Annotated in this window: 23 protein-coding genes; 7 read left to right on the forward strand and 16 right to left on the reverse strand. The window is 60.8% G+C overall.

Annotated features, from left to right (window positions below; translation table 11 throughout):
* Positions 1-401 precede the first annotated feature (401 nt).
* Genes AB5Z02_RS09520 through AB5Z02_RS09545 form a run of 6 tightly spaced genes read right to left on the reverse strand, consistent with a single transcriptional unit; the run spans position 402 to position 5,229 of the window.
* Positions 402-1,580, reverse strand: a complete 1,179-nt coding sequence (locus AB5Z02_RS09520; RefSeq protein ID WP_368215902.1) for a hypothetical protein — start codon at positions 1,578-1,580, stop codon at positions 402-404.
* Positions 1,581-1,582: 2 nt separating this feature from the next.
* Positions 1,583-2,245 carry an energy transducer TonB gene (locus AB5Z02_RS09525; protein WP_005339371.1) on the reverse strand — a complete coding sequence of 221 codons (663 nt, stop codon included), beginning with the start codon at positions 2,243-2,245 and terminating at the stop codon, positions 1,583-1,585.
* Positions 2,242-2,643, reverse strand: coding sequence for a biopolymer transporter ExbD (locus AB5Z02_RS09530; RefSeq protein WP_005339369.1), 402 nt, complete (start codon positions 2,641-2,643; stop codon positions 2,242-2,244). The genes AB5Z02_RS09525 and AB5Z02_RS09530 overlap by 4 nt, the downstream gene beginning before the upstream one ends.
* Positions 2,640-3,170, reverse strand: coding sequence for a MotA/TolQ/ExbB proton channel family protein (locus AB5Z02_RS09535; protein WP_005339367.1), 531 nt, complete (start codon positions 3,168-3,170; stop codon positions 2,640-2,642). The genes AB5Z02_RS09530 and AB5Z02_RS09535 overlap by 4 nt, the downstream gene beginning before the upstream one ends.
* Entirely contained in the window at positions 3,167-4,471 is a 1,305-nt protein-coding gene (locus AB5Z02_RS09540; RefSeq protein WP_368215903.1) for a MotA/TolQ/ExbB proton channel family protein, read from the reverse strand. Before AB5Z02_RS09540 ends, AB5Z02_RS09535 begins: the two co-directional genes overlap by 4 nt.
* Positions 4,468-5,229, reverse strand: a complete 762-nt coding sequence (locus AB5Z02_RS09545) for a DUF3450 domain-containing protein (RefSeq protein WP_005339362.1) — start codon at positions 5,227-5,229, stop codon at positions 4,468-4,470. The genes AB5Z02_RS09540 and AB5Z02_RS09545 overlap by 4 nt, the downstream gene beginning before the upstream one ends.
* Positions 5,230-5,439: 210 nt before the next feature.
* Between AB5Z02_RS09545 and AB5Z02_RS09550 the strand changes: the two genes are divergently transcribed.
* Positions 5,440-6,216: a LuxR family transcriptional regulator gene (locus AB5Z02_RS09550; protein ID WP_005339360.1), complete on the forward strand. Its 777-nt coding sequence runs from the start codon at positions 5,440-5,442 to the stop codon at positions 6,214-6,216.
* Between the two features lie 59 nt (positions 6,217-6,275).
* Here the strand turns inward: AB5Z02_RS09550 and glmS are convergent, their stop codons facing one another.
* Entirely contained in the window at positions 6,276-8,108 is a 1,833-nt protein-coding gene (gene glmS / locus AB5Z02_RS09555; protein WP_201939288.1) for a glutamine--fructose-6-phosphate transaminase (isomerizing), read from the reverse strand.
* A 55-nt stretch (positions 8,109-8,163) separates the two neighbouring features.
* Positions 8,164-8,937, reverse strand: a complete 774-nt coding sequence (locus AB5Z02_RS09560) for a DeoR/GlpR family DNA-binding transcription regulator (RefSeq protein ID WP_005355851.1) — start codon at positions 8,935-8,937, stop codon at positions 8,164-8,166.
* Positions 8,938-9,059: 122 nt separating this feature from the next.
* Between AB5Z02_RS09560 and blrA the strand changes: the two genes are divergently transcribed.
* The 6 genes from blrA to AB5Z02_RS09590 all read left to right on the forward strand — a co-directional run bounded on the left by blrA (position 9,060) and on the right by AB5Z02_RS09590 (position 15,567).
* Positions 9,060-9,734 (forward strand): beta-lactam response regulator transcription factor BlrA, encoded by a 675-nt coding sequence (gene blrA, locus AB5Z02_RS09565; RefSeq protein ID WP_236368129.1) that lies wholly within the window; start codon positions 9,060-9,062, stop codon positions 9,732-9,734.
* Positions 9,731-11,152: a beta-lactam sensor histidine kinase BlrB gene (gene blrB / locus AB5Z02_RS09570; protein WP_236368128.1), complete on the forward strand. Its 1,422-nt coding sequence runs from the start codon at positions 9,731-9,733 to the stop codon at positions 11,150-11,152. The genes blrA and blrB overlap by 4 nt, the downstream gene beginning before the upstream one ends.
* Positions 11,153-11,231: 79 nt before the next feature.
* Positions 11,232-12,026, forward strand: coding sequence for an OXA-12 family class D beta-lactamase (gene blaOXA, locus AB5Z02_RS09575; RefSeq protein ID WP_149153887.1), 795 nt, complete (start codon positions 11,232-11,234; stop codon positions 12,024-12,026).
* Positions 12,027-12,109: 83 nt separating this feature from the next.
* Positions 12,110-12,589, forward strand: coding sequence for a DUF1566 domain-containing protein (locus AB5Z02_RS09580; RefSeq protein ID WP_219296855.1), 480 nt, complete (start codon positions 12,110-12,112; stop codon positions 12,587-12,589).
* Positions 12,590-12,706: 117 nt separating this feature from the next.
* Positions 12,707-14,035: a cell envelope integrity protein CreD gene (gene creD / locus AB5Z02_RS09585; protein ID WP_368215904.1), complete on the forward strand. Its 1,329-nt coding sequence runs from the start codon at positions 12,707-12,709 to the stop codon at positions 14,033-14,035.
* Between the two features lie 134 nt (positions 14,036-14,169).
* Positions 14,170-15,567, forward strand: a complete 1,398-nt coding sequence (locus tag AB5Z02_RS09590; protein WP_368215905.1) for a DUF4832 domain-containing protein — start codon at positions 14,170-14,172, stop codon at positions 15,565-15,567.
* A gap of 32 nt (positions 15,568-15,599) precedes the next feature.
* Here AB5Z02_RS09590 and AB5Z02_RS09595 read toward each other — a convergent pair whose 3' ends face one another.
* The 8 genes from AB5Z02_RS09595 to AB5Z02_RS09630 are packed head-to-tail and all read right to left on the reverse strand — an operon-like array spanning position 15,600 to position 24,555.
* Entirely contained in the window at positions 15,600-16,007 is a 408-nt protein-coding gene (locus AB5Z02_RS09595) for a hypothetical protein (protein WP_368215906.1), read from the reverse strand.
* Entirely contained in the window at positions 16,004-17,131 is a 1,128-nt protein-coding gene (locus AB5Z02_RS09600) for a glycosyltransferase family 4 protein (RefSeq protein ID WP_368215907.1), read from the reverse strand. Before AB5Z02_RS09600 ends, AB5Z02_RS09595 begins: the two co-directional genes overlap by 4 nt.
* Positions 17,118-17,609, reverse strand: coding sequence for a serine acetyltransferase (locus AB5Z02_RS09605; RefSeq protein WP_368215908.1), 492 nt, complete (start codon positions 17,607-17,609; stop codon positions 17,118-17,120). The genes AB5Z02_RS09600 and AB5Z02_RS09605 overlap by 14 nt, the downstream gene beginning before the upstream one ends.
* On the reverse strand, positions 17,606-18,823 hold the full coding sequence (locus AB5Z02_RS09610; RefSeq protein ID WP_368215909.1) for a glycosyltransferase family 4 protein: 1,218 nt from the start codon (positions 18,821-18,823) through the stop codon (positions 17,606-17,608). Before AB5Z02_RS09610 ends, AB5Z02_RS09605 begins: the two co-directional genes overlap by 4 nt.
* Positions 18,820-19,830, reverse strand: a complete 1,011-nt coding sequence (locus AB5Z02_RS09615) for a glycosyltransferase family 2 protein (protein WP_368215910.1) — start codon at positions 19,828-19,830, stop codon at positions 18,820-18,822. The genes AB5Z02_RS09610 and AB5Z02_RS09615 overlap by 4 nt, the downstream gene beginning before the upstream one ends.
* Positions 19,827-21,206: a capsular biosynthesis protein gene (locus AB5Z02_RS09620; protein ID WP_368215911.1), complete on the reverse strand. Its 1,380-nt coding sequence runs from the start codon at positions 21,204-21,206 to the stop codon at positions 19,827-19,829. Before AB5Z02_RS09620 ends, AB5Z02_RS09615 begins: the two co-directional genes overlap by 4 nt.
* Positions 21,203-22,417, reverse strand: coding sequence for a lipopolysaccharide biosynthesis protein (locus AB5Z02_RS09625; RefSeq protein WP_368215912.1), 1,215 nt, complete (start codon positions 22,415-22,417; stop codon positions 21,203-21,205). Before AB5Z02_RS09625 ends, AB5Z02_RS09620 begins: the two co-directional genes overlap by 4 nt.
* Positions 22,414-24,555, reverse strand: coding sequence for a GumC family protein (locus AB5Z02_RS09630; RefSeq protein ID WP_368215913.1), 2,142 nt, complete (start codon positions 24,553-24,555; stop codon positions 22,414-22,416). The genes AB5Z02_RS09625 and AB5Z02_RS09630 overlap by 4 nt, the downstream gene beginning before the upstream one ends.
* Positions 24,556-24,561 lie beyond the last annotated feature (6 nt).

Consider the following 24,561-nt stretch of genomic DNA (forward strand, 5'->3'; position numbering starts at 1 on the left):
AAGCGGCTCAATGAATTGCTGAAATAAACTGTTCGACTTCTTATTGCTAAGAAATCGTCTTGGTCACTTCACCAGACATTGAAAATCAAAAATTGCTTTGATGTTCGATGCTGTGAGTGCCCACACAGATTGCTTGATTCAAATTGTTAAAGAGCGTCACGCTTGTCGCGCTGAGGAGGCGCATATTACGCTTCTCACTTCGAAAGTCAAGCGATTGTTTTCGCTTTTCTTTCGGCGCCCACTTCGCTAGGAAGCTGGCTCATCAGGTTGGCGTGTTCCGCCGTGCTGGTAGGGGCGCATTATAGGGAGCCGCGCCGGGATGACAAGGGCTTTTTGCAAAAATGCGTTCGTTTGCTGAAAAAGCGAACTGAACGCCCCAAAACAGCCCCTTGGCACCTCTTTTACGCCGCTTTTTTGCTCAACTCTTCGCTTTGTGCCCGGATATAGTTGACCCAGCTGGTTGCCTTCTGCTGCCAGTTATCCTGTTGCTGCAGCTCACGGGCCAGTTCCAGCGCCTGGGCATACTGCTCCTTATTAAGGTGTGCCTGCACCAGCAGCGCTTTGGCACGATTGCCTTGCTCGCCTTTTACCGACTTGATGGCAGCGAGCTGGGTCATGGCAGCATCTGTCTTGCCCTGTTGCAGCAGCAGTTCGGCGGCGCGCATGGCGGCTTTGGGCTGACCGTGCTGGTTGGCGAGCTGCTGCCAGCTATCAACCGCTTGTGACCACTCCCGGGCACCTTCCCACAATTGGGCCAGCAGTTGGCGGTTTTCAGCACTTTGCTTCATCTGTCCCTTGACCATGGCCGCTTCCAGCAGACGAGCCCCACGATAAGGCAGCCCTTGCCAGGCATAGAGGCGGATCAGCTGGTTGCGGGCTGACGCGTCATCCATCAGTTTTCTGTCGATGGCAGTCTGCAGCAGCGCCAACGCCTGATCGCCGCGTTTGGCAGAGAGGTTGAGCGACACCGCCTGCTGCCACCATTTGCTCTCTGTCGGCTCGTGACGGATCAGCTCGGCCGCCTGATCGGCCGCCACGCCATAACGTTGCTGGGCGGTGAGGGCGGATAGACGAATAATGGCGGCCTGCTTCTGCCAACCCTTCTTCAACAACTGTTCGCTCTGGCTGGCTGCGTCACCGTACTGCTTGTTGTGGTAATAGAGGCCGGCCAGACGCAGGCGTAGTGCATCGTCTTGCTTGAGTGCCAGTGCCGCCTTGTAGCTGGCGATGGCACCAGACCAGTTAGATTGCTGGGCCTGAATATCGCCGCGCAGTCGCAGCAGCTGGAGCTGTTGTTGCTCGGGCCACTCTTTATAGGCAAGGGCCTGTTCGACATAACGGCTCGCCTGGGCGGTCTGTTGCAGATTGGCCGCCAGCGAGGCTTGCAACTGCGCCAGCCAGGCACGCTCGGCATCGCTATTTGGCTTGAGGCCGGATGCCTTGCTCTGGGCTTGTTGCCACTGACCAGACTGATAGAGCTTCATCACGGGTTCAAGCTGACGGGAGAAGTGAGGGCTGACCTCCATCGCCAGACAGGCTTGGCCGACCAGGGCCAGCAGACAGATCCAGATCCGCAACATAGTTATGACTCCAGTTTGAATTTGAGCGTAATGACTTGCACCAGCTTGTCGGTGGCGCCCGGTCTCGGCTGATAGCGCCACTTGTTGATCGCCTGAATGGCCGCCCGCTCGAACTGACGCTTGGGTTTGGCTTCGACCACTTCCACATCCTGCACGCCACCTTCCGCATTCACGCTAAAGCGCAGGGTGACGAATCCTTCGATCCCTGACTGCTGGGCACGATAGGGGTAGACCGGCTCGATCCGTTGCAGCGGCATCAGCATGTCACCTGCGCCGATACCCGCGCCCTGCTGCTGACCGTGGTAGTTACCACTCAATACCGGTGCGGTACTGGTCGCCACGCCGGGGGCATAGACCTGCACCGCGCTGAGGCTGGAGACCAGATCCAGACTCGGCTCAACGGCCGCCAAGGGGGCCGCTGCGGGCATCGGCAGCGGTGTCGAGGCCAATGCGGCAGGAGGCTCTGGCAGAGGTTCGGGCTCCTGCGGTACCGGACGCTCGCGCACTTGCACCTCGGTCACCTCGTTCTGCATATTGATGACGATGGGCTTCTGTTCGCTCGCCACCTTCTCGCCCCGGGGCGGTTCAACCAGCGTGGCCATGAACAGCAGGATGCCCAGACTGAGGGCGATCCCCAGCCCAAGGCTCATCAGCTTGTATTTCATTTCGGCGCCACCGCCACGGCGATATTGGCAATACCCGCCGCTTTGGCCTCATCCATCACCCGCACTACCTTGCCATGTGGTACCCGCTCATCTGCCTGGATCACCAGACTGGCATCGGGCTGCTCCGCCAGCAGACGGGCGATGGTGGCCTGTACCCGCTCCACATCGATCTGCTTGCGGTCAAGGAAGATCTGACCCTGAGCCCCGATCGCCAGCATGATGCTGGAGGATTTCTGCGCCTTGGCCTGACTGGCCTGGGGTCTGTGCACCTCGAGCCCGGCTTCGCGCACGAAAGATGTGGTGACAATAAAGAAGATCAGCATGATGAACACGATATCCAGCATGGGGGTCATGTCGATCTGCACTTCGTCACGCTGGCGTTTGGATTGCCGTCTCATTGCATTACCTTCTCTTCTCGCAGGCCGTCCCGGGTCTTGGCCAGCGCACGCTTGGCCTGACTCTCGAGCCGACTGAGTAACAACACGCCGGAGAGCGCCACCACCATGCCTGCCATGGTGGGGATGGTGGCGCGGGAGATCCCGCCCGCCATGCTCTCCGGGTTAAAGCGGTTGGCCGCAGCCAACGCATCGAATACGCCGATCATGCCGGTCACAGTGCCCAGCAGCCCCAGCATGGGGCAGAGCACCACCAGGGTGCGGATGAAGATCAGATGACGGTTCAGTTCCAGCTCCGCCTGCGCCAGCCAGCGGCTGCGGATTGCCCGGGCGTGCCAACTGTGGCGCTCGCTGCGGGCCTGCCAGCGGCCAAGCAGCTGTTGCTGCAACGGGCCGAAACCCAGATTGAGGTAGAGCAGCCGCTCGATCATCAAAATCCACATCAGCACCAGCAGGGCCAGAATGACCCAGAGCACAGGGCCGCCACGGCCCATGAAACTCTGCAGCTGTTGCCAGATGTCGAGCATCATGCTGCTCGCTCCATCCCGCCGTTATTGCTCTCGGCGCGCTCGGCCAGAATGCCGGCTACCTGCTGCTCCAGCACATTGGAGAGCTCGGTGAAGCGCGATTGCAGCAGGCTGTGGGCCAGGATCAGCGGAATGGCCGCAACCAGACCCTGTACCGTGGTGACCAGCGCCATGGAGATACCGCCCGCCATGATCTTGGGATCGCCGGTGCCAAACTGGGTGATGGCCTGGAAGGTGCCGATCATCCCGGTTACGGTACCGAGCAGACCCAGCATGGGGGCGATGGCCGCGATTACCTTGACCATGCCGATGCCGCGCTCCATGCGAGGAGTCTCCTGCAGGATCGCCTCATCAAGACGCAGCTCGAGGGTCTCCATGCTCAGCTCGGGGTGTTTGTCTGCCACCGTCAGCACCCGGCCGAGGGCGTTGTCGGCGTGATACTCGCCGCTCTTGAGCTGGCGGCGCACCCGACCCAGTTCGCGGGAGAGGCTCCACAGCCGTACCGCCGCAATCCCCAAGCCGATGGCGGCCAACAGCACGATAATGGCGCCGACCTGACCACCTTGTTGTACCTGCTGCCAGAAGGTGGGCGCTTGCGCCAGCATCGCCAGCAGAGTGCCATGAGAAGGATCCAGCGGCAGCGCTTCCCCTTCCTGACCCTGATAAGCCGCAACGGCAGAGAGCACGCTACCGGGCAGACCCAGTACCGGGCTCAGGCCTTCGGCGGTCGGTTGCAGGAAGCCTTCGCTCCCCAGCAGGGCAAAACTGCCAACCCGGGTCAGCGACTGCTCGCTGGCAGCCCCCTGGGCATCGAGCATCTTGCCGTTGAACCGGGCAATCCGGCCAGATTCGCGGATCTCTTGCAGTAGTGTGGCGGGTAGCAGGGCGAGGGCGGCGCGATCCGGCACCTGCTTCTCCTGCGCCATGGCCTTGAGCGGGGCGAGGCGCTCGGGGTACTGGCCCTCGACGGCGGATTCACTCAGCAGCTTGACCGCATCGCTGGCGCCCTGACGGGTGACCGCGAAGATCTCGTTCATATCGCCGGAGGCTTGCTCCCACTGGGCGTTAAGTTCGACCAGCTGCTTCTCGTTGCTGGCGAACTTGCCAGCCAGCTCCTTGCTCAGGCGCTGGGCCTCGGCCAGTCTGGCGCGGGCAGTGCCGAGCTCCTTGGCAACGGTCGCCAGATCTTGCTGAGCCTGCTGTTCACGAGCCTGTTCCTGCTGCTGCCACTCATCGGCGACAGCGGCGTTGGTACCGCAGGAGAGGGCAATAAGGAGGGGGAACCACTTCATGGTGACTCTCATGATTGGGCCTCCTGACTGCGGCTGACAGAGAGGGGGACATTGAGCAACTGGGGAACTTTCTTGTCGGCGGCCACATCCATCGCCTCGGCGATGGGGGAGAGCCACTGGCTATCGAGGGCTTGCCACTGCTTAGACTCGGCAGACCAGCGCCATGCCTGACTGCGATCGGCCGTCATCGCCAGCAGGGAGACCCGACCCAGCGCCAGCACATCGACCCGACGCGGAGCACCATCCAGCTCCAGCTCGGCGGAATAGCTGTCCATCCGGCTGCCGTACTCGGCTTCAATCTGATAGGCCTGCAGCAGCTGACGGAATTTCTCTGCCTCGCTAACGTCTGCGCGAGCCAGGGTCGCTTTTAACTGTTCAACCCGCGCCAGCCGATCTTCCTTGCGCAGCGGGATGTCGTTTTGCACCAGCTGTTCCAGATCTGCCTGCATCTGCAACATCAGCGGGATCAAGCCCTGACGGGTCTCTTGCACCGCTTCAAGCTGCTGGCTCAATTTACCCAGCTCATTTTGCTGATCGGCCACCAGAGATTGCATGTAGCGGTTGTAGGCTTCGAGGTCGCGCAGTTGCAGCTGGGCATTTTGCAGCTCCAGTCGTGCGGCAACGGCGGCATCGGCGGCTTTTTCCACCCGCTGCTGAGAGGCTTTCCCGGCAGCTATGCTGTTCTTGAGGGCGGGAGCAACCAGCTCATCCCCGATGGCAGCAAAGTGGACTGACAGTGGCAGCAGGGCCACACCCCATAATTTGTTCATTGAAATACATCTTACTAATGATAACTATTATCATTATCTCAAATGCAGGGCGGACTGGCAACGAGAGGATTTTCTTGGCCTTTATGCACAAAAACAGGATAATTTTTAAGCACGCACGGAATAAGTGGCGCCAATAGCCACCGCACAAATATAAATAACGATAAAAAATCTTTTCGATCAGTGTGATAGAGATCGAAAAAGGAGAAAGTAATGCTCAACGATGCGATCTGGGAACATATAGACAAGTTCACCAAGGCAACAAAAACCAGCGATATCCAGCAACTGCTGGAGCGCTTCAGTCATCAAATGGGCTTTGATTACTTTCGGCTGCTGATTATTTTCCCCATCAGCATGCAAAAATCCCACGTGGCACTGTTCAACAACTGTCCGACCACCTGGTTTGACGCCTACAGCGAAAACCAGTATCTGACCCAGGATCCGGTGGTCTATCTGGGGCTGAAACAGACCCAGCCGATCTTCTGGAACAAGCTCGACTGCGATTCGCCCTGGCTGCCCAGCGCCAGCCGCGACGTGATGAACCTGGCGGCTGATTTCGGGGTACGCAATGGCGTCTCCTTTCCGCTGCACACCCCGCAGGGGGAGCACGGCATCCTCTCATTCATCACCAAGGACAAATCCAACTCCGACCTGATGTTTGAAAATGTCCCGCTGCTGTCGTTCTGCGCCAGCTACATCTTCAACTCCGCGCTGCAACTGATAAAAAGCAGACCGGATATGATGAAATACCTGACCGAACTGTCGGATCGGGAGAAGGAGTGCCTGTTCTGGGCCAGCGAGGGCAAGACCTCCTGGGAGATCGCCACCATCCTCGGCATCAGTGAGCGGACGGTCAACTTTCACCTGACCCAGGTGACCAACAAGACCGACTCAAAGAACCGCAGTCAGGCCATCGCCAAAGGGATCACCAGCGGCATCATAGTGCCCTCCCTCGACGAGGTCACCATCACCAACCTGCGGCTGTCGTAACCCCTCAGCCGAAACAAAAAGAGCCGCAATTGCGGCTCTTTTTCATTTGAGAGAGTGACTTACTCGACGGTCACCGATTTTGCCAGGTTGCGCGGCTGGTCCACGTCAGTGCCCTTGATCAGGGCAACGTGGTAGGAGAGCAGCTGCAGCGGCACGGTATAGACGATGGGGGCGATCACCTCTTCCACATGGTTGAGGTTCATGACCCGCATGGTCTCGTCGCTCTTGAAGCCGGTATCGGCATCGGCGAACACGTAGAGGATACCGCCACGGGCGCGCACCTCTTCCACGTTGGACTTGAGCTTCTCCAGCAGATCGTTGTTCGGCGCCACCACAATGATGGGCATCTCGGCATCGATCAGCGCCAGCGGGCCGTGCTTCAGCTCGCCAGCGGCATAGGCTTCGGCGTGGATGTAGGAGATCTCTTTGAGCTTGAGCGCCCCCTCCATGGCGATGGGGTACTGACTGCCACGGCCAAGGAACAGGCTGTGCTGCTTGTCGGCAAACTCTTCGGCCAGGGTTTCGATATCCTTGGCCAGCGCCAGGCTCTCTTTAATGCGCAGCGGCAAGGCTTGTAGCGCCTTGACCAGTTCGGCCTCGGCGGCCGCGCTCAGGTGGCCACGACAGTGACCGACCGAGGCCACCAGCATCAACAGGCCAGCCAGCTGGGTGGTGAACGCCTTGGTGGAGGCTACGCCGATCTCGGCACCGGCACGGGTCATAAAGGCCAGATCCGATTCACGCACCAGCGAGGAGCCCGGCACGTTGCAGATAGCCAGCGAGCTCATGTAGCCGGATTCCTTGGCCAGACGCAGCGCCGCCAGGGTATCGGCAGTCTCGCCGCTCTGGGAGAGGGTCACCAGCAGGCTGTTGGGGCGCACTACCGATTTGCGATAGCGGAACTCGGAGGCGATCTCTACATCGCAGGAGACGCCAGCGATCTCTTCGAACCAGTAGCGAGCCACCATGCCGGAGTGATAGGAGGTGCCGCAGGCGACGATCTGTACGTGCTCGACCTTGTCAAAGATGGCGCGCGCGCCGTTGCCGAACGATTCGACCACCACGTGATCGCTGCCCAGACGCCCTTCCAGGGTGTTGGTGATCGCTTTGGGCTGCTCGTGGATCTCCTTGAGCATGTAATGACGGTATTCACCCTTGTCACCGGCATCGTGGGAGAGTTCGGACTCCTGCTCTTCGCGCACCACGGCGTTGCCGTTGGTATCGAAGATGTGCACGTCACGGCGGGTCACTTCGGCCACATCACCCTCTTCCAGGAAGATGAAGCGACGGGTCACCGGCAGCAGCGCCATCTGGTCGGAGGCGATAAAGTTCTCGCCGATACCGCGGCCGATCACCAGCGGTGAACCGGAACGGGCCACCACCACGCGGCTGTCGTCGCGGCTATCCATCACCACGGTACCGTAGGCACCGCGCAGCTGCTTCACCGCAGTCTGCATGGCGGCCAGCAGGCTGCCGGCACGCTTCAGCTCGTGATGGACCAGATGGGCAATCACCTCGGTATCGGTGTCGGAGCTGAACACATAACCCAGCGCCTTCAACTCTTCCCGCAGCTCTTCGTGGTTCTCGATGATGCCGTTGTGCACCACCACGATATGCTCGGAGACGTGGGGGTGGGCATTGCGCTCGGAAGGCTCGCCGTGAGTGGCCCAGCGGGTGTGGGCGATGCCGGTACCGCCGTGGACGGACTGCTCGTCGAGCGCCTTGGCCAGCTCGGCCACCTTGCCCAGACGGCGAACCCGCTGCAACGGCTGGTTGGCGCTGAACACGGCCACACCGGCTGAGTCATAACCGCGGTACTCCAGACGGCGCAGGCCCTCTACCAGAATTTCAGCCACATCACGTTGGGCGACAGCCCCGACGATGCCACACATACACTTCTCCTTGAGATGCAAATCGTAAAGTCAGTTGGATGGTTCAGAGCTCGTGTCAGCAAGTGACCGGGGCGCAGATAAGCGTCACCCCCTGGGCTTGAATCTGTTCTCTGGCCTCGCTGGCCAGCCCCTCGTCGGTCACCAGGGTATGGATGCTCGACCAGGGAAGTTCGAGATTGGGGATCTTGCGGCCGATCTTTTCCGATTCGACCATCACAATGACCTCCCGCGATACCTCGGCCATGACCCGCGACAGGCCCACCAGCTCGTTGAAGGTGGTGGTGCCACGCTCCGGGTCGATACCGTCGGCACCGATAAAGAGCTGGTCGAAGTCGTAGGAGCGCAGCACCTGTTCCGCCACCTGCCCCTGGAAGGATTCGGAGTGAGGGTCCCAAGTGCCACCGGTCATTAACAGGGTAGGCTCATTTTCCAGCTCGCGCAGGGCACCGGCCACATTGAGGGAGTTGGTCATCACGATGAGGCCGCGCTTGTTGCCCAGCATGGGGATCATGGCGCTGGTGGTGCTGCCGCTGTCGATGATGACGCGGTTGTGATCACGCAGCCGCTCGGCCGCCGCACGGGCAATGGCTAACTTTCGGTTCGAAACTTGTTCAGGGTTGACCTCGACCACCATCTCGCTCGGCAAAGGGACAGCACCACCGTAACGGCGCAGCAGCAGACCGCCGGTCTCCAGTACCGCCAGATCTTTACGGATGGTCACTTCGGAGGTAGAAAAGTGTTTGGCGAGGGCGTCGACGCTCACTTCACCCTGCTCTTGTACCAGGGTCACTATGGTGTGGCGGCGTTGTTGAGTATTACGTTTGGTCATTATTAAGTTTCGATTCGAAAGAACATCGAAATATTAGCCCCTTTTTCGGAAAAATAAAACAGCAAATAGGATCCGATTTGGTTCGATGCCAGAATGGGGTGCCAATTTGCGACGAGGATGCCATGCAAAAGAGAGTCATCTGGCTGGTGGAGGATGAGGCCAGCATCGCCGACACCCTGATTTACGCCCTGCAGACCGACGGGTTTGAGGTGGAGTGGTTCATGCTGGGCCAACAGTTGCTGACACGACTGGAACAGACGCGACCCGACTTCCTGATCCTCGATGTGGGGCTGCCCGACATCAGCGGCTTCGAACTCTGCAAGCAGGTGAGGGCGCTGACCGATATCCCCCTGATGTTCCTCACCGCCCGCAGCGAGGAGATAGACCGACTGATCGGGCTGGAGATCGGTGCCGACGACTATGTGGCCAAACCCTTCTCGCCACGGGAAGTGTGTGCCCGGGTGCGGGTCATCCTGCGCCGCAGCCAGCCCGTCGCCCCCCAGCCCAGCGCCCTGCTGGTGCTGGATGAGGAGCGTGCCCGCATTCACTTTCGCGGCCAGCCGCTGGCCCTCACCCGCTACGAATATCTGCTGCTCAAGACCCTGATGCTGGCGCCGGGGCGGGTCTACTCCCGCCAGCAGCTGATGGATCTGGTGTGGCAGGATGCGGAGGAGAGTCTGGATCGCACCGTAGATACCCATATCAAGACCATCCGCGCCAAGCTGCGCGAACATGATCCCGAGGCCAACCTGATCCTCACCCACCGCGGGTTGGGCTACAGCCTGGAGCAGGCATGAGACTCGGGTTGCAACTGCTGTGCGGCCTGCTGCTGATCTTCGCGCTGGCCGCCTGGTTCGTGCTGGAGATCTTCGTCGAGGAGATCAAACCAGGGGTGCGCAGCGCCACCGAGGATACTTTGGTGGATATGACCCAGCTGCTGGCGCCGCTGGCGCTCGATGACCTGAAAGAGGACAATATGATGAACGGGCGGTTGGCCAGCGCCTTCGCCCGCCTCAACCAGAATCCCATCAATGCGATGATCGACGGCCACCTCAAGCAGCAGGCGGAGTACCGCATCTATGTCACTGACCAGAAGGGTATGGTGATTTACGACTCCGACGGCACGGATCTGGGCAAGGATTATTCCCGCTGGAACGATGTCTACCGCACCCTGCGCGGCCAATATGGCGCCCGCAGCACCCGCACCGATCCCGACGATGCCGCCAGCTCGACCATGTATGTGGCGGCGCCGCTGCGGGAAGGGGCCGAGATCATCGGCTCCCTCACCGTCGCCAAACCCAATCGCACCCTGATGCCAGCCATCGAGCGCGGGGAACAGGAGCTGCTGCGGGCCGGCGGCCAGATGCTGCTCATCTCGCTGCTGATCGGCAGCCTGCTGGTGTGGTGGCTCAACCGCGCCATCGGCAAGCTGGTGCACTATGCCGACTCGGTCAGCAAGGGGGAGGCGGCACCGCTGCCACGGCTGCACACCGTCGAGCTGGATAGGCTCGGCCGCTCGCTGGAGACCATGCGCCACCAGCTCGATGGCAAAAGCTACATCGAAGCCTATGTCCACAGCCTGACCCACGAGCTGAAGAGCCCGCTGGCCGCCATTCGCGGGGCAGGGGAGATTTTGGCCGAAACGCCGCCCCCCGAAGTAGCCAAACGGTTTATCGGCAACATCAATCTGGAAACCGCGCGCATGCAGCAGCTGATCGAGCGAATGCTGCAACTGGCGCGGCTGGAGTCGGGGCAGGGGCTGGATCGCCAGTCGGTGGAACCGGCAAAACTGGGCAAGCGCACCCTCGACGCCCGCCAGATCATCGCACAGCGCCGTCAGGTCGAGTTGGTGGCCGAGCTGGCCAGCGCGCCGAAACAGAAGTGGGATCCGCTGCTGGTGGAGCAGGCCATCGGCAACCTGCTGGATAACGCCATCGACTTCTCTCCCGCCTACGGGCTGGTCACCCTGAGTGGCAGCCAGCAGGAGGAGGGCTACTGTTTTCGGGTCACCGACTGCGGCCCCGGCATCCCCGACTACGCATTGCCACGCATCTTCGAGCGCTTCTACTCCCTGCCACGACCGGACAAGGGCAAGAGCAGTGGTCTGGGGCTTAGCTTCGCCCATGAGGTTGCCCACCAGCATGGCGGCCGTCTGACCCTGAGCAACCGGCCGGAAGGGGGCGCGCTGGCGGAACTCTGGCTGCCGTTCGCCTAGCCCCCCGCAACTTCACATTCCCCACACAAAGCGGCATTAGACTGCCGCTTTCTCTCATCCATTTGCTCAAGGAAATGCTATGTCCCGCCTGCTTCTCTCCAGCCTGCTGGCTGCCGGTCTGCTCGCAGCCCTGCCAGCCTCCGCCGCCAGCGGCTGCTTTCTCTATGCTGACGGCAACGGCCAGACCCTCTCCAGCGAAGGGGACTGCTCCAGCCAACTGCCGCCCGCGTCCACCTTCAAGATCCCGCTGGCGCTGATGGGTTACGACAGTGGCTATCTGGTTGATGAAGAGCATCCGGCACTGCCTTACAAACCGAGCTATGACGGCTGGCTGCCCGCTTGGCGCGAAACCACTACCCCGCGCCGCTGGGAAACCTACTCGGTGGTCTGGTTCTCCCAGCAGATCACCGAATGGCTGGGGATGGAGCGCTTCCAGCAATACGTCGACCGCTTCGACTACGGCAACCGGGATCTCTCCGGCAATCCGGGCAAGCATGACGGTCTGACCCAGGCCTGGCTCAGTTCCAGCCTCGCCATCAGTCCGGAGGAGCAAGCCCGCTTCCTCGGCAAGATGCTGAGCGGCAAGCTGCCGGTCTCGGCGCAGACCCTGCAGTACACCGCCAATATCCTCAAGGTGAGCGAGATCGACGGCTGGCAGATCCACGGCAAAACCGGCATGGGCTACCCGAAGAAGCTGGATGGCAGCCTCAACCGCGATCAGCAGATCGGCTGGTTCGTCGGCTGGGCCAGCAAACCGGGCAAACAACTGATCTTCGTCCATACCGTGGTGCAAAAGCCCGGCAAGCAGTTCGCCTCCCTCAAAGCGAAAGAAGAGGTGCTGGCCGCCCTGCCTGCACGACTTAAAAAGCAGTGAGCTCGCTTCCCGCCAGATAAACCCCGATAACCACGGTCAGCCCACCAGCGACGGGCTGACCGTCATTCGTAAACGAGACAAACATGAAATTATTTCTATTGCTGATCTGGCTTCCGGCCAGCATGGCGCTGGCTGCCTGTGATCTCTCCGACCGCCTGACACGGCAGGGAGAAATCATCCATGATCGGCTAAACCAGCTCGAATGGCAGGCGTGCAGCCTCGGCAGCCAGTGGCAGGAGGGGAAAGGGTGCGTGGGCACACCGGCCCTGCTGACGCTGCTTGAAGCCAAAGATGAAGCAGCCCGCCTTGGCGAGGGGTGGCGACTCCCCACCATCGAGGAGCTCTTCACCCTGCTCGACGAAGATTGCCGGGCGCCGATGACAGACCCGCGCTTCTTCTCCGATATCCATGACAACGGGGAAAATTCAGCCCCCTACTGGACCTCCAGCTCCATTGAGGAGATGCCTGAACTGGTCTACTACATCGACTTTATGCACGGGCTGATCGACGGCCATACCGATCGTTTCGCCCAAGCCGCCCGGTTGGTGCGCTCCCACCCCTGAACAATCCCACGGCGCCTGATGGCGCCGTTTTTCAACAGTTCACCGTCACTTCACACAAGCCCATCACCACTTCACGCCGGACTGACAGACTCACTCCATCCAACAAGGAGACGTGTCATGGTCAAACAGATATTCACCCACAAGATATTTCTGCTGCTGTTGCTCAGCCTGCTGTTGATGGTGCCGGTGCAATCCATCATGGAGCTGAACCGGGAGCGTCAGGCTTACCGCAGTCAGGCCATCAAACAGATAATGGCCAGTACGAGTGGACCGCAGCGCCTAATAGGCCCCGTAATTGTCCTCCCATATACAAGAGAGCTGATCCTGACCAATGGCAAGGACACTCGGAGAGAGGTGGAGACACGCTATCGCTACCTGTTGCCAGAACAGTTAACGGCCACAGCGAATATGGAAGTAACGCCGCGCAAACTAGGGATCTACCAAGCCCAGCTGTATCAGGCTAACGTCACTCTAACCGGCCAATTACCAGCGATCCCTGATTGGCAGCCACCACGCGACAGCATCCGCGGCCAACCCTATCTCAGCCTAATCGTCTCCGACGCTCGAGGCATCATTCAGATACCAACCATCACCTTCGCCAACGAGCTACTGACTGTCACTCCCGGTGCACGGCTTGGCAACCAATCCGGCGTGCATGTCCCGCTAACCACCAAACAACAGCAAGGAGGGTGGTTCGATATAAAGATTTCCCTACAGGGTATGGAAAAATTCACCCTGATTCCGGTCGGTCGTGACAGCAAACTAACCTTGTCCGGTAACTGGCCCCACCCCAACTTCCTGGGCGATTTCCTGCCAACCACCCGTACAGTAAAAGATCAAGGTTTCAATGCTGACTGGCAGACAAGTTGGTTTGCCACAGATATGGAGAATCAGTTCCCTGACATGATCCAAAGCGCCTCCAAAAATCTGCCCAGCTTCAGCGTCAGTCTGGTGCAGCCGGTGGATCACTATCAGCTCAACGAACGGGCGGCCAAATATGCCCTGCTCTTCATCGGTCTCACCTTTATCAGCTTCTTCATGTTCGAGCTGCTCAAGGGGCTGCGGGTTCACCCGATCCAGTACGCGCTGGTGGGCATGGGGCTGGCAATCTTCTATCTGGTGCTGCTGGCCCTGACCGAACACCTCGGCTTTGGCTGGGCCTATCTGGTAGCCGCGCTGGCCAGCGTGCTGCTCAACGGCTTCTACCTCAGTCATGTGCTGGGTGGCCCGAAACAGGGGATCGGCTTCGCGGCGCTGCTCGGGCTGGTCTATGCCATTCTCTACAACCTGCTGCAGGCCGAAGAGATCGCTCTGCTGCTCGGCGCCCTGCTCTTGTTCGCCACTCTGGCACTGATCATGCTGCTGACCCGCAAGCTCGACTGGTATCAGGTGATGGGGCAACAGAGTGTCGAGTCCCGCCCAGCCGGACATGACAATGACGACTGAGGGCACAACCTCCGTCAATCTCTGACCGAAACAACAAAGGCTTCAGTCGGTTCTTCTCGAAAACAGCGGAACCGGCTGGGCCTTTGTCCGCCAATTTCCTAGCATGCAATCATGTTCCACTGGCGGACGATCACATGAAAATGCATCCGGGCAGGATCCTGCTCTATTCCGGCTTGCTGTGGGCACAAGGCGTGCTGGCAGGTACCCTCACCATTCATCCCGAACCGGTCGACGACCTATTGCACAATCCCGGCGTCGGTATCGAAGAGTTTCACAACAGCTGGGGTCATCCCCTCTCTCTGGCCGAACACCCGGTCAGCACGGTCGACTACTTCCGCTTCTACTGGAGCGAGCTGGAACCACGGGAGGGCGAATACAACTTTGCCCTGATCGACAGGGCCATCGATCAGGCACAGCACGCCACCCCGAAACAGTCGATCGCCCTCAGGGTCATGACCCTTGATGAGCCCTTCTCTGGCAGCAAGATCCCGGAGTGGCTCATCAACAAGGGGATTCGGGGAGAGTGGGTGAACAACCACCAGACCTTTGTGCCCGACTACAGCGACCCGCAGTTCCTCGCCCGTGCCACCCGGCTGTTTCAGGCGCTGGGCGCCCATTACGATGGCAACCCGGCGCTGAGTCATGTCGACATCGGCATGATAGGTTCATGGGGAGAGTGGCACATGAGCAACTTCCCCGGCCCGACGCTGGAGCAGCGCTACAGCAGCGAGCAGCTCAAACCCTATGTTGACCTGCAGATGGCCGCTTTTCCGCGAACCCCCAAGCTGATGCTGATCAACAACCTGCCCATGTTCGAGTATGCCGTGGGCAAGGGAGCCGGCTGGCGGGCAGACTGCCTCGGCGACTGGCACCACTTCTCCCAAAGCTGGAGCCACATGCGCAATGCCTACCCGGAACGACTGGCGAGCGCCCGCGCCGATGTGGCGAACTTCGATTCCAGCTGGCAGCAGGCGCCAGTCAGTTTCGAGGTGTGCGGCAAGCTGAGCGAGTGGCCAGGCCAGCAGCAGTACACCTTGGAGGAGGTCAAGGCCACCTTTGACTGGGCGCTGGCCCAACACGCCTCCACCATCAACCTCAAGTCGGATCCGGTTCCACCCCAATATCGACCCATCGTCGACAATGCCCTGCGCAAGATGGGCTATCGCATCGTGCTGGACCAGCTGACCCTCAAGGGAACCATGAAGCCGGGGGCTACCCTTGCCCTCAACGGCGACTGGCACAACGACGGGGTAGCGCCGGCCTATCGCAACTGGCCGCTCACCTACCGGCTGGTCAACGAGGAAGGGCAGGTCGGCGCCATGCTGGTGACCCGCAACGACATGACCCGCTGGATCCCGGGCAGCAAGGCTACCACTCGCGACAGCCTGACCCTGCCGGGTCGGATGGCACGCGGTCACTACTATCTGGAGCTGGCCTTCATCGGTCAGGACAAGCAGCCCGCTTTGCAGCTCGGCATTGCCGGTCTGGAAGAGAGTGGCTGGTATCGTCTGGCCGGGATAGACATCCAGTAACGCAAGAGGGCTCCCACAGGAGCCCTCTTTCATCACATCAGCACACTCTTTTTGAACAGATCCCACACCCCGAACGAGAAGTGCTTGAAAATGTCGATGCCAAGGGCCGACTTCACCAGATAGAGCAGCAGCACCATGCCGCAGATCCCCAGCAGCAACAGCAGGGTGGTCAGCAGCACCTTGAGGTGAAAGCAAAAGCTGCTCTCCCGCCCGCGATGACGGCGATCCCGTCCCATCAACACCACCAGATAGCAGCGCCAGCGACCAATGCCGAAGGCGCTGTTGACGTTGATGGCGTGCGACTTGCCATCACTCATCAGCCGCAGCGCCTGCTCGATACCGTCGCGCTGGGTTTCACTCAGGCTCTCGGCCACCTCGGGGGAGAGGGCACGGTAGAAGCGGTCGATCGCCCTCTGCGGTTTCTGCGGTAATTGGCTCATTGGTTTTCTCCTGCGGGTAGGCCCAGAGCCTTGTTGTAGACAGCCATGGTCTGGCCGGCGATCCGCTGCCAGTCATACCGCTGCAGATAGTCGCTGTAATCGACCTTGCCGCAAGCCAGCTGGGCGTTGAGTCGCTCTGCCAGCGCACTCACATCGCCGACCGGGAAATAGCACTCCTGTTGCAGTGCCACCGCCAGATTGGCGGGAATGTCGCTCACCACCACCGGCAGGGAGAAGGAGAGCGCCTCCAGCAGGGCTATCGGCAACCCCTCGTGATAAGAGGGCATGGCAAACAGGGCCGCCTGTGAAAAGACGCTGATCAGCGCCTCGCCATTGAGGAAACCGGTACGGATCACCCCCGGTGTTTCATCCGCTATTCGCTGCAAGTGCTCGCTGTAGGGGGTAGGGTGATCCGTATCCCCCACCAGTACCAGTGGCAGCTCGGTATCAAGCTGGCGATAGGCGGCGATGAGATCGTGCAGCCCCTTCTCCTCGACGAAGCGGCCCACCGCCACCAGATAGTTGCCAGCGGTCAGCCCGAAACGGGCCAGCGTCAGCTCCCTCTTGTCCGCTACCGGTAGCTCGACCCGTTTCACCCCGTTGTAGATGAGGTGGGCATCCTGGCGATCGTACTGGCGGCGGATCGCCTCGTTGATCACTTCGGAGATGACGATCACCTCGCTGGCATAGCGTACCGCCCAGCGCTCGCCAAGGCGTAATACCCACTTGGCCAGCGCCCCCCACTTCTGGCGGTCATAGTCGGGGCCGTGATGAGTAAAGACCACCCGCTTGCCAAGCAACCTCAGCAGCGGCACCACCAGCCCCGGGCCGATGGCATGGACATGCACCAGATCGCAGGCATGGCTGCGGCAGTAAAAAGCCGCGAGCAGAGAGTGGAGGATTGCCTCCAGCGACTTCTTTTTGGGGGCGGGCAACGCCTCGAGAGCTACCCCTTCAAACTCGCCGCTTCGGTAATTCACATAGGGGGCGCGAGCCAGCACGGTCGCAGCCACTCCGAACTGGCGGTGCAGCTCCGGATAGAGGGACTGACAATGGGTTTCGACACCGCCCAGTACATGGGGGATCCCCCGGGTACCGAGCACGGTCACACTAATCTGCTTCATGATCTTCTCGAATGATTCTGGCGGGATTGCCCGCAACAACGGCGCGAGCCCGGACGGAACGAGTAACGACGGCGCCGGCACCGACACAGACATGATCACCAATGGCGATGGCCCCGATGACGATGGCGCCGGTGCCGAACTCGACCCCGTCACCCACGGTGGGTGAGAGGAGCTGGCCGCTTTGGCGATCAGGCTTGTTGCCCAGGGTGCAGTTGTGGCGCAGGGTGCAGTCACACCCCATCTGCACGCCGTCACCGATGACGATATTCTGCGGGTGATAGAGGCGCAGACCCCAACCCAGCCGGGCTCTTGGCGAGATATCGAGGCCGCACAACAGCTTGAATCCCTTGAGCAGCAGCAAGCAGGGCAACCTCATAAAGCGGCCTCCCTGTGCCAGCCGGTAGCAGAGCAGGAACAGGCGCGCCGTCTTGCTCGGATTGAGCGCCAGTTCGGCTTTCAACTCGTGCCAGAAGCTCATCTCTGTTTCTCCTCCAGCAACGACTGGTAGAGCGCCAGTAGAGCTTGCTGGTGGCTGGCGAGGGAGTAGTTGTCGATCAGCCGCTGACGGGCCGAACGCCCCATGGCCGCCGTCTGCTCCGGCTCGGCCACCAGCCTGTCCATGCTGCGGGCCAGCTCGTCGGCATTGCCCGCCTCGAACAGCAGGCCATCGAGACCGTCGCGGATCTGCTCCGGAATCCCGCCAATTCGAGCCCCGATCACCGGTTTGCCATAGGCCATCGCCTCCAGTACCGACATGGAGCAGTTCTCGTACCACTCGGACGGCACCACCACGGCCTTGGCGTGGCGCAGCAGATCGAGCAACTCTTCCCCCTGCTTGAACCCCAGCAGTTCGGCATTGGGATAATGCTGCCCGAGGTGCGCCAGCAGCGGGCCACCGCCCACAATTTTGAGGCCCGCCGGCCGCGTCATGCGCTGATGGGCATGGGCAAGCGTCTCGACCCCTTTCTCGGCCATCAGGCGGCCGAGGAACAGAAAGTACCCCCGATCCTCTCCGCTTTCGCTGCTCGACTCGACATCTATGCCATTGAGGATCACCTCGATGCGGGAAGCGGGCAGCCGGGTACGAAGCATCCCGGCCATGAAGGCGCTCGGCGCCACCAATGCATCGACCTGCTCATAGTTGCGGCGCCACTGTTGCCAGGCCGCCTCGGCAGAGAGCAGCAAGCTCTTGCCCCACGACCCCTCCTGCCACTGATGGCGAAACAGCTTGAGCCAGGAACCCTCGATCCGGGTCAGATCGAACGGCTCGCCATCGACCAGCATGCTGTAGTTGGGGCAGGCCACCTTGTAGTCGTGGGCTGTCAGCACCGTCTTGCAGCCCAGGGATTTGGCCACCCGGATGATCGCCGGGGTGAGCTGGTGGTAGATGTTGTGAAAGTGAACGATATCGGGCCGCTCGGCACGGATAAGCTCCGCCAGCCGATCACAGGCCTCCTGATTGTGGATGAAGCGAGCGGCGATCTTCAGCCGATCGAAGAGCCCGTGCCGCTGGTGATAATCGACGTTGGCCGGAAAGTAGCCACTCTGGGGTGAGGGGAGGTTATCCGGATGCTGCATGGCAAAGTCGATCACCTGATGACCCGCCTGACGCACCATCTCCCGCTCCTGAAAGAGGACTGTCTCGGCACCTCCCTTCATGAAAAAGAACTTGTTGGCAAAGAGCACCTTCACGGCAATGACTCCTGGATCAGACGATGGGCGGGCGCCTCGCGCGGGGAGCGCTGGGGCAACAGCAGGCCGCGCACCAGCCCGGCTGCATAGATGGAGAGGTTCATGACACTGCGCAGGGCATCTTGCAGGGAGCGGTTCTTCAACCACTTGAGAGCGATGAAGCCACCCAGCGGTGCCAGCGCCAGCAGCGGCAACCAGAACGGCAGCCCGGCTACGAAAAGCAGCACGCAGAACAGGAGTGCCAGCAGGTAGAGTCCGAACAGCAGCTCGGAGCGGATCACCGACAGCACCTCGCGAAAATAGGGCTGCCCCCACGCCGAGCGCACCAGCTCGCCGCTGGCAAACAGATACCCCATGCGCCAGCGGTAACGGATCAGGGCAAGGGAGTCCATGGTGTGGGAGGTGTGAAAGAAGAAGGGAACATCAAGCCGCTCCAACCGATAGCCCGCCTGACGCAGCCGGATACCCAGCTCCGCCTCTTCGTAACCGTGCAGGTTGTGATTGGTGAGATAGCCGATCTGCTCGATGGCGCTGCGTCGAAACAGACCGCCACCACACAGCCAGCGCGACTCGCCCAGCGGATAGATCTGGTTGATGCGCTGCTTGCGCGACTTGAACTCGTAGCTGTGGGCATCATCCATCTCGGCCCGCCCGGCCACGCCACCGCATTCGGGGTGGGAGTGCATGTGCGCAAGGGCGGCCGGCACAAACTCCGGCTCCAGCTTCATGTCGCCATCGAGCAGCAGCAGGAACTCCCCTTCGCTGAAGAGGTAGCCAAGCTGTGGCCCCACGCCGCAACAGCGATCTGCCGGGTCGGTCAGGCTCACCACAGTCACCCCCAGCTGGCAGGCAATCGCCTGGGTGCGGTCGGTCGAGAGACTATCCGCCACGATAATCTGGTGGGAGTAGTCGGCCAGAGCACTCCTGATGCTGGCTATGGTGTCGGCAATCCCTGCCTCCTCGTTGTAGGTCTTGATGATGACGGAGATAAGGGGGGATGGAGTCATGACACCTCACAGGAACGGGTGGCCTGCCGAACCGAAGAACGGATCACCAGGGCGGCACCCAGCACGAAATAGAAGAGAAACTGCTGCACCGGGATTAGCATCAGCAGCTGGCTGTAAGGCAAGCTCAGCAGGCAGGCGATCCCGAACGCGATGAAAGCGGGTTGATAGCTGAGCAGACGCACATCTGCCGCGCTCAGCAGCTGGCGATCCAGCAACGGACGGGGACGGCAGCACCAGAGCAGCAGAACGATCAGCACGATGAAGATCAGGGTGCCCATCAGTCCCACCTCCCACAGCAACACGCTGAGGGACGTGGAGTCGAGCAGCACGTTGAACAGGGGGTTGAGAAAACCGGGCAGGGTGCTGCCATGGTTGGTGGTGTTGAGGCCATAACCAAACAGCAGATTGCTGAGACCGTGGTGATCACCGTTGCTGGCCCAGAAAAAGAGCGTCGTCACCCGCCCCAGCTCGCCGGTTTCCGGGTTGATGTGGTTGGGATCGAAGATATAGCCGAGGGAGTCGATAAACAGCGCAATGGCCCCCTGTTGTCCGGCCCCCTCGAATGCGGATGAGTAGGAGGCAGCCAGCACCAGAACGGCCACCGCCACCAGCGCCGTCATCGCCAGCGCAATCAGCAGCAGACGCTTGAGGTCATAGCTCTTCATCCCCCTGACATAGCTTGGCGAGAGCCAGACCCAGGCCAGCAGCAAGGGGGACAACAGGATGACGAACTTCACCTCGGCCAGTACGCAGATGGCAAAGGCGGCAAGAATGTGAAAAGCGACCGAACGACGCGAAATGAGGCCGTGGCGAAACTCGGAGAGCTTGATCAGCATCACCAGCAGGCAGAAGAAGCCGAGTGCACCGGTATTGCCGCCACCCATGGGATCCCCCCCGAAGGTACCGACCACCGAGTCCCACTTCTCAAACTCGCCGCGCATTGCCACCCGCTTCGGCACCACCACCAGCACCTGAAACAGCACCACCGGGATCTGCAGGTAGAAGACCCACTCCACCAGCTTCATGATGCGGTAAATCTGTGACTCGCGGCAAAAGCCGAGCAACAGGCAGGGGAGCAGCAGAGAGAGCGCCAGCTCGTTCTTGAAACCGATGATAGTCACCATGCCCCCCTGCTGAAGCAGGGTGCCCAGCAGCGCCAGCACCAGCAAGCCACAGTAGAGCAGCAGCAGCACCTTCTCCTGATAGTCGAGCCGCAACGGGCTGTAACGCGTCTGCAGCGGCAGCAACATCAAGGTGGCAATCGCCAGCAGGAAGGGCAGCCAGAGGAAGGCTGTAATGCCGGTGACGTACTGGGCCAGGCCGCAGATCACCAGCGACAGCAGCAGATTGGCCTGCATGATGAGGGCACTGTTCACGAAGCCAGCTCCATCCGCCCCTGCAACTCGGCAGCCCGGCGGTTGACCCGCAAAAAGACGAAGCCGTAGCGCACCGCAGTCAGCAGAGAGAAGGCCAGCACGCAGAGAGCGTACTCCTGCTGCAACCAGGGCAACAGTACGAAGGCAATCACTACGACCAGCAGCTGCTCAAGCTGGATCCGCAAAAAGTAGCGGGGCGAGCCGAACACCAGCTCGATCACGGTCAACGGGCAGATGGCTACCGCAGTAAAGACATAGGGCAACATGTAGCGGGAGGTATTGATGGAGGCGATCCACTCCGCATTGAAGAACCACTTCATCACCAGCGGATAGCAGATGAGGATCCCGAGGGTGGCCGCACTGCCCATCGCCAGCAGCAGCCGCTTCACCTTGCGAAACTCCTCCCCGTTGAAACGGCGCAGGCGAAAATCCTCCGACCATCGCGAGAAGATGGAGTGGCGGATGGCGTTGCCGACAATCACCACGGGCGCCAGACAGAAGCGGTTGACCACGGCAAAGTAGCCCGCCACCAGAGGGGAAAACCAGAAGTTGATCAGCACGGTCGGCAGATTGGCCGTCACCATCGCCAGCACCTCGGCACTGCCGACACCAGCCAGATGCGCTTTATGGCGGGAGAAGAAGTGCAGCAGGTGGCGCGGGGCAGCCTCCCTCAGCATGGCACTGTGCCAGGCAAAGGCAGACCACAACCAGCCCCCGATCACCAGCAGCAACAGACAGGCCCATAACTGATAAAAGTGCACCATGTCAGGGGCAAGCAGCAGGCAGAGCAGCACCACGGCAGAGGCCGAGATACGCTGCAGACCGAGCCGCTGGTAGTGGCCGGCCCGCAGAGCCAGATTCTCGGCGATGAGGATCAGCCCGTGGGTCACGGTCAGCAGGTAGAGCGGCCAGAGCGGCAGCGAGAAAAAGCAGACCACCACCAGCACATAGGGGATGGGGAGCAGCCAGACCTGCAACAGGGAAAAGATCAGGTTGCCGGGCAGATCGGCCTCCTCCAGCTTGGGCAACAGCAGTTGCGAGGCAAAGGTGGCAAGTTGGGCACCGATCAGCACCAGACTGTAGCTGAGGGCATAGAGCCCGACCGCAGCCATGTCGAACTTGTGCGACAGTGACCAGACCGAGAGCGCCCCGATCAGCTGGGATAGCACGGAAGCACCACCTATGGTGGTGATGCTGCGCAGCAGTTTCATAGCGCGCCCCGGGTGGGAGCACCACAAAATCTCAGGTTCTCAGCCCCTTCCAGATCCCGTTCGGCGACCTGGGTCAGCACTGTCCCCAACACCGCCACTCTGGCATCCCGCAGCTGTGCCAGCACGCTCAGCACCCGACTGGCCGGCAGCTGGCCGGACTGGATCACATGAATGGCACCATCCAGCGGCTGCCCCAGCAGCAGGGCATCCTTGCCGACCTCCAGCGCAGGGGTGTCCACTATGATACGGTCAAACTGCCCGGCAAGGGTTGCCAGCAGTTCGCTCCAGCGCGGGGAACCAAGCAGTGCCAGCGGGGAAGATACCGGCTGACCAGCAGGCAGCAGGGTCAATCCCTCTTTTGGCACCAGACAGGCAGCCAAGTCAGCTTCGCCTGAGAGCAGCTCGGCCAACCCCGGTCTGGCGTCCTGCCCCAGCAACTGGCGACCGAGGGCGCCCCGGCGCAGATCCCCATCCACCAGCAGCACCCGCTCATGGCGGGCAAAGCTGGCGGCGCAAAGTGCCGCCAGTGTCGACTTGCCCTCACCAGCACGGGTCGAGGTGATCATGATGCGCTGCAGCTGACCCGACTCCAGCCGCATAATGGCGTAGAGATCATCTGCACTGGCTCCCACTCTGGGATTGACCGCTCCCACCCGCAGCAGGGCACTCTGATCCTGCAAGGCTGCCAGCCGCGGGATTTCACCAAGCACCCGCCCACCGAGCTGGGAGACCAGCTGGCTCAGACGATCCAGGGTATTGCGCAGTGCTCCGGCAGTGATGACGGCCAGCACGGCAACCATGCCCGCCATGATCACCACCATCAGCAGAAACAGCATCTTGTTTGGCTTGGCTGGCAACAAGGGCACCGATGCCGCATCGTAGAGGATGGCATTCGACTCGTGCAACTGAGCGTTCAGGCGGGTCTCTTCCTGACGGCGGAACAGCTCGTTATAGAGCTGACGAGTCTTGTCGATATTGTTCTTCAGATTGTTGTACTCATCCTTCTTGACTGCCAGCGAGGAGAACTCCCGCTTCTTCTCGTCAAGCTGGGCAAGGTACTCCTGCTCCTTGCGCTGGCTGCTCTGGTAGCGATCCTCGATACCGTCGGCAATCTCCCGCATCAGCTGGTTTGACTGGGTATTGAGCGCCTTGATGCGCGCTTCGGCCTGCAGAATACGGTCATGCTTGGGGCCATAACGCTTGGCCAGCTCGGAGAGCTCCTGTTGGGCCTTGATGAGGGCGATGCGCAGATCCTGCATCTGGGGATGGTTGGAGACCTCGGGCAGGGAGGCCAGCGCCGCCGGATTGCGGCCGTACTCCTGAATGGACTGGAATTCGGCCTGCGCCGCCAGCCGCCGCTCGCGTGCATCCGCGTACTTGTTGGTGATGATGCCGAGCTCTTCGGTTTGCAGACCATCTACGCCGCGAAACGTCAGCAGATCATTGCGGGCAAGAAAATCGCCGAGCTGCTTCTCCTGCTTCTCCAGACTGGCCTTTATCTCGACCAACCGGCTCTGGTTCCAGTGCGATGCCGTGGTGTTGGCATCGACCCGCTCCTCCACATTGAGATCGATGTAGGTCTGGGCCACCTCATTGGCGACGCTGGCGGCCAGCTCGGGAGAGCGGGATTCGAACCCGATGCTGACCAGCTGGGTATCGCGCACCGGCGAAATAGAAAGATGTTTAGCCAGATACTCCATTGCGTGCTGGTTGCGTGAGGAGGCATCCTCCTGATGTCCGGCACTCCAGAATCCCTTGATGCGGCTCAACCAGCTGTCCGGATTGGGCTGCCCGTTGAATTCCGGCAACTCGGCCAAGCCCAGATGAGTGACCACCTTCTCGGCCACCCGGCGTGACTTGAGCAGCTCGAACTGGGTGTTGTAGTACTCGCGGCGGCTGGTATCGACCCGATAGACGGGCTCGATAGGTGAAGCGCTGTTGGCATCAGCCTTCAGCAGCAGGGTCGCACTGGACTGGTAGTAGGGTGGCATGCTGAGGATAAAGGGGGCTGCCACAAGGGTCACCACCGCGGCAAACAGCACCACCTTCCACCAGTTTGCCTTGAGCACCCGCCAGGGGCCGCTGAAATCGAGGCGACTCTCTAGCGCACGGCCATTTTCAACCAACAATGAAGTCATGAAGAG

Source organism: Aeromonas sp. R2-3 (assembly GCF_040908375.1).
Lineage (GTDB): Bacteria > Pseudomonadota > Gammaproteobacteria > Enterobacterales > Aeromonadaceae > Aeromonas > Aeromonas veronii.